The organism is Microbispora sp. ATCC PTA-5024 (assembly GCF_000511135.2).
GTDB lineage: Bacteria > Actinomycetota > Actinomycetes > Streptosporangiales > Streptosporangiaceae > Microbispora > Microbispora corallina.
In genome coordinates this window covers 243,482-247,700 of record NZ_KI866528.1, presented here as the reverse complement: position 1 = coordinate 247,700, position 4,219 = coordinate 243,482, and the positions used below count along the sequence as shown (strand labels likewise).

General features: G+C 74.3%; 5 protein-coding genes. 2 read left to right on the top strand and 3 right to left on the bottom strand.

Annotated features, from left to right (window positions below; genetic code table 11):
* The coding region (locus tag MPTA5024_RS43125) for a hypothetical protein (protein ID WP_198167663.1) at positions 1-334 on the bottom strand (334 nt) is incomplete at its 3' end.
* Between the two features lie 137 nt (positions 335-471).
* Between MPTA5024_RS43125 and MPTA5024_RS38055 the strand changes: the two genes are divergently transcribed.
* Positions 472-1,029, top strand: a complete 558-nt coding sequence (locus tag MPTA5024_RS38055; RefSeq protein ID WP_036333353.1) for a dihydrofolate reductase family protein — start codon at positions 472-474, stop codon at positions 1,027-1,029.
* 21 nt (positions 1,030-1,050) lie between these two features.
* Here the strand turns inward: MPTA5024_RS38055 and MPTA5024_RS38050 are convergent, their stop codons facing one another.
* Together MPTA5024_RS38050 and MPTA5024_RS38045 are read right to left on the bottom strand one after the other, a co-directional pair.
* On the bottom strand, positions 1,051-2,628 hold the full coding sequence (locus tag MPTA5024_RS38050; RefSeq protein WP_063794871.1) for an MFS transporter: 1,578 nt from the start codon (positions 2,626-2,628) through the stop codon (positions 1,051-1,053).
* A 307-nt stretch (positions 2,629-2,935) separates the two neighbouring features.
* Positions 2,936-3,463: a winged helix-turn-helix transcriptional regulator gene (locus MPTA5024_RS38045; RefSeq protein ID WP_036333348.1), complete on the bottom strand. Its 528-nt coding sequence runs from the start codon at positions 3,461-3,463 to the stop codon at positions 2,936-2,938.
* Between the two features lie 485 nt (positions 3,464-3,948).
* Between MPTA5024_RS38045 and MPTA5024_RS41690 the strand changes: the two genes are divergently transcribed.
* On the top strand, positions 3,949-4,219 hold a 271-nt coding region (locus MPTA5024_RS41690), incomplete at its 3' end, for a UbiA family prenyltransferase (protein WP_198167676.1).

The window sequence follows — 4,219 nt, the reverse complement described above, 5'->3', positions numbered from 1 at the left end:
AGGTCCGCGGCACCCCGGCCGGGGCTCGGCGAGAGGCGAAGATCTCGTAATGCGAGACGGTGAGGTCCGCCTCGACGAGGAAGCGGCCGTCCTCGGGGTAGAAGACGGCGCGGCCGGGGTCGTCCCCGGCGAACGCCCGTACCGCGTCCCACGAGTCCCACAGCGTGATCAGCACGAACTCGGTCCGGTCGTCGACGTCGCGCCGGGTGAAGAACACCCCCTCGTTGCCCTCGGTCCCCCGGTACTCCGCGAAGCCGGTCCGGAGCAGGTAGCCCTCGTACTCGGCCGCGTCCCCGGAACGGGTCCAGCCTCGCCAGATGCGCACCAGTGTCACCGGCACCCCCTACTTAGACACCTCCGGACGTATTACACCGGTGTCGCATCGGCAATCGTGACGGGGCGGCGATGAGTTTCCGGCCGATCCGGCGTCACACGAGGGAAGGCAACCGACGCCGACGGAGGGTCAGGCCCATGGGAAAGCTGCTGTACTCGGTCACGATGTCGCTGGACGGCTTCATCGCGGGGCCGGGAGGTGACATGTCCTGGCTGACCCCGCGCATCGGCCCGAACCCGGAGGTGGACGCCCTCATCGGCAGGATCGGGGCGCTGCTCGTCGGCAACCGGACGTTCCGGGGCGACGACCCCCACCGGGGCACCGCCAAGGAGGGCAAGCCGTTCGGCGGCGGCTGGGAGGGACCGCAGTTCGTGCTCACGCACAACCCGCCGGACGATCCGGCGCCGGGGATCACCTTCGTCGGCGACCTGCGCGGCGGCGTCGCCGCGGCGAAGGCGGCCGCCGGGGACAGGTACGTGAACGTCCTGGGCGCGAGCACGGCCCGGCAGTGCCTGGAGGCCGGCCTGCTCGACGAGATCTTCGTGTGCGTCGCCCCGGTGCTGCTGGGCGACGGCGTCCGCTTGTTCGACCACCCCGGCGGGACCGACATCGGGCTCGAACGCCTCGGCGTGACCCAGGCGCCGCTGGCGACCACCATCTGGATGCGCGTCGTCCCCGACGGCCGGCCCTCGTAGAGGACGGCGGCCGGCCCCGGCTCAGGAGGCGGCGGGACGCTGGTGCGGCCGGTTGTGCACGGCCGCCAGCGCCAGGACGGCGGCGACGAGCAGCACCACCCCGCACACCACCATCGAGGTGTGGAAGCCGGAGGTGAAGGCGTCGGCGACGGCGTCCCGGACGGCCGCGGGCTGCGGGGCGCCCCCGCTCCGGCCCGAGGCGACCGCCGCGACGACCTCCTCCCGGGCGGCGGGCGGCACCCCGTGCGCGGCCAGCCGTCCGGGCAGAGCCGAGGCGAGCCCGGCGGTCAGCAGGGTGCCGAGGATCGAGGAGCCCATCACCGACCCGACCTGGCGGAACGTGTTGACCGCGCCCGAGGCCATGCCGGCGCTCTGGGCGGGCACGCTGACCAGGGCGGCGGCGGTGCTGGGAGCCGCCATCAGCCCGCAGCCCGCGCCGAAGGCCGCGAGCAGCGGCCAGGCGTGCGTGAAGGCCGAGTCGGGCCGCTGCGCGGCCAGTCCCAGGCAGGCCAGCCCGCCGATCACCAGGCCGAGGGCGAGGGGGAGCTTGAAGCCGGTGCGGCGGATGACCCGGCCCGCCAGGGACGCGACGACCACGTAGACGCCGAACATCACGAGCAGCCGCCACCCCGTGGCGAGCGCGCTCAGGTTCTGGACGCGCTGGTAGAACAGCACCATCATCAGGGCCACGCCGGTGAACCCGAACAGCGACACGGCGGCGACCGCCATCACCGCGGAGAACGAGCCCGACCGGAACAACCGGATGTCCAGCATCGGCGCGGCCGCCCGGCGCTCGGCCAGGACGAACGCCACGGCGGCGACGGCGGCCACGGCCCACAGCACGACGATCGGGCCACTGGAGTACCCGTCGTGGCCGCCCTGGATGAGCGCGTAGATGAGGGCCGCGATGGTCACCGTGCCCAGCAGGAGACCGGCGACGTCCAGCCGGCCGGCGGCCGGGGCGCGGGACTCGGCCACCGCCGGGGTGGCGAGGAGGGCGGCGACCGCCAGCACGGGGTTCGACAGGAAGACGGCGTGCCAGCTGTAGTGCTCCAGCAGCACCCCGGCCAGCAGCGGGCCGACGGCCAGCCCGATCCCCGAGGAGGCGGCCCAGGCCGTGACGACCTCGGTGCGCCGGTGCGGGTCGGTGAAGGTCGCCCCCAGCAGGGCGAGGCTGTTGGGGAGGATCAGCGCGCCGCCCGCGCCGCTGATGGCCTGGGCCGCGATCAGGCCGCCGGTCGATCCGGCCGCCACGGCCAGCAGGCTCCCGGCCGCCATGACGAGCACGCCCGCGCGGAACAGCCGCCTGCGGCCGTACCGGTTGCCGAGCGTGCCCGCCGACAGGATGAGGGCGGCGACGAGCAGGGTGTAGGAGCTCGGGATCCACACGACCTGGGTGGGTGTCGCGTGCAGGGCCGACTGGAGGGCGGACAGCGCCGACACCGACGCCGTGATCTGCAGGAACGTCATCATCGTGCCGAGGCACATGGCGACCAGCGTCAGGGCTTCGCGGCGGGCGCCGACGCCGGCCGCGCCCCTGGTCGCAGCGGACCTGAGGTCGCCGGCCGCGTGGCGGGCCACCGGAGTGCTCGAGGACATGGGAAGGGGAGACCTTTCGTCGTCGTGAGGGCCCCGCGGGAGGCCGGCGGGAGAGGCTGACTATTGTGAACTTAAGTCAGCAGGGTTCGAGTGAACCATCACCACGGACGACAAGGCAAGGCCATCTGACTAAAAAGAATAAAAGTCAGGCCGGGACCCCTGAGCACGGGCCGGCAGACCCCTACAGGCGAGGCAGGGGCGGGGAGGCACCCCGCGTGTGCTGCCCGGCCGGAGGTGCGACTGTTCCCGGGCGCGGCTGGACGACGGCAGCGGGAACCCGGCCGTAGTTGCGGGGTAACGGCGGTGCCTACGCGGAGGCGTCGCCCAGAGCGGCTTGCTCGGCGGACGCCCCGTCGCCGGGCGCGCGGACCAGTCCAGGGCCGGCGCGGAGCTCGACCTCGTCGCTCTGGACGTCGTGACCGGCCTCGCACCGCAGGCGCAGCCGGACGGGGGCGCCGCAGTCGCGGTGCTCGGTGACGATGGACGGGCCGGTGGGGTCGGCGGCCCACGTGTCGCCCCACTGCCGCAGGGCGCTCAGGACGGGCAGGAGCTCGCGGCCCTTCCGGGTCAGGACGTACTCGTCCCGGGTGCGCTGCCCCGGCTCCTGGTAGGGGCGCCGCTCCAGCAGCCCCTCGGCGACGAGCCCCTTCAGCCGCATGGCCGCAGCGGGCTCGCTGATGCCCACCCGGCGGGCGAAGTCGTCGAACCGCCGGGTGCCGAACGACGCCTCCCGGAGCAGGAGCAGGGTGGATCTGTGCCTGATCACGTCGAAGGCGCGGGCGATGGAGCAGTTGGTGGTGAGCCACGCGTCGCGCTCGTCGAGGAGCTCCGTCATGCGCCCCAGGCTACCCGCTGACTTGTGGTAGCGAAAGCCAGATGCGAGGCGTGGTCCGATGTGTCGTTCGGTGTACGAACTGGGGTGGTTGTGGGGTTGGCCGGGGTTGTGGGGTCGGGGATCGTGGAGGTGGTGGAGGGGGCGCGGCCGGCCGGTGGACGGTCCGCGGGTGCCGGTCAGCGGCGAGGGCCGGGTGGTCCGCGAGGTCCCCGCCGGCCTCGGCGGGCACAGGACGCTGGACACGATCACGGAAGGAGTGCCCGGTGATGAGCGAGCAGGCATCACCGGCGCCGGGTCCCGGCGCCCATATTCATGGCGCCGCTCGTCGCGCGCCCACCCGGTCCGGTGCGCTCGCCGGGTTGCCCGGGCTCGCAGGGCTCAGAGGGCTCGCAGGGTTCGTCACGCCCGGCCGCCGCGCGGATCCGGATGCGCCCGCGGACCGGCCTAGGCGGCCCGCCGTACGGGACCTCGTCGAGCTGGTGCGGATGCCGGCGGCGCTGTCGGTGCCGGGGGACGTCGTGGCCGGCGCCGCGGCCGCCGGCGTGCTCGACCGGCGCACGGCGGGGCTCGCCTGCGCGTCGGTGTGCCTGTACTGGGCGGGGATGGCGGGCAACGACTGGGCCGACCGGCACGTGGACGCGGCCGAACGGCCGGAGCGTCCGATCCCGTCGGGCCGCGTCTCCCCCGGCGCGGCGCTGGCCGTGGCCGCCGGCCTGACGGCGGCGGGCGTGTCGGCGGCGGCCCTGGCCGGAGGGC

Coding starts and splice junctions, on each gene's coding strand:
- MPTA5024_RS38055 (WP_036333353.1), top strand. CDS start 472: ATGGGAAAGCTGCTGTACTCGGTCACGATGTCGCTGGACGGCTTCATC.
- MPTA5024_RS38050 (WP_063794871.1), bottom strand. CDS start 2,628: ATGTCCTCGAGCACTCCGGTGGCCCGCCACGCGGCCGGCGACCTCAGG.
- MPTA5024_RS38045 (WP_036333348.1), bottom strand. CDS start 3,463: ATGACGGAGCTCCTCGACGAGCGCGACGCGTGGCTCACCACCAACTGC.